The organism is Janthinobacterium sp. BHSEK, assembly GCF_056174685.1.
The window spans coordinates 1-533 of sequence record NZ_JBWBYV010000276.1; the positions used below are offsets into that span (position 1 = coordinate 1).

The window sequence follows — 533 nt, forward strand, 5'->3', positions numbered from 1 at the left end:
TCATTATTCAGCTTTGATGGTAGTCAATCAGGCAGTTTCATCGCCGTCTTCGGTAGCCGGGGGCGGAAGCGGGATGATATCGCCGACGGTAACCTTGCCTTCTCGTTCGCTGGGTTGCCACCATGCCAGATAGTCGAACATGTGGTCGCCGCCGGGTGGCGGTGGCGAATCGGCATGCTCCGCTCGCGTTTCTACATGAGGTTCGAAACAATTTTCATTGAAAATCTTCACGCCAGGCGACCCAGCCCAGTTCGTATAGTTATTACCATCGTGATGCTTGAGATACATATACTGTTCAAGACCCAAATTGCCCCGTTCGGCTGGCGCCAGCCCGTTGTATCTTGCCGTGTACTTACTCATGTCATCATAAAACGCACTGATCTGAGCATCGACGCTGTTGATGTTGCCGGTGTGTTTCAAACCACTCCAGGTAGTCTGGTCATATTGAAATATTCCTACATGACCAGTGCCGGCGCGTGCTCCCATGTTGTCGCCGAGAGAAGATTCGATAAAAGCGCTCTTGAGCGCATAGT

1 protein-coding gene is annotated in these 533 nt (G+C 51.8%); it reads right to left on the reverse strand.

Going from position 1 to position 533, the window contains the following annotated elements:
* Positions 1-27: 27 nt before the first annotated feature.
* Positions 28-533: hypothetical protein (locus AC0V2Y_RS29020; protein ID WP_475418495.1), on the reverse strand; the 506-nt coding region annotated here is incomplete at its 5' end.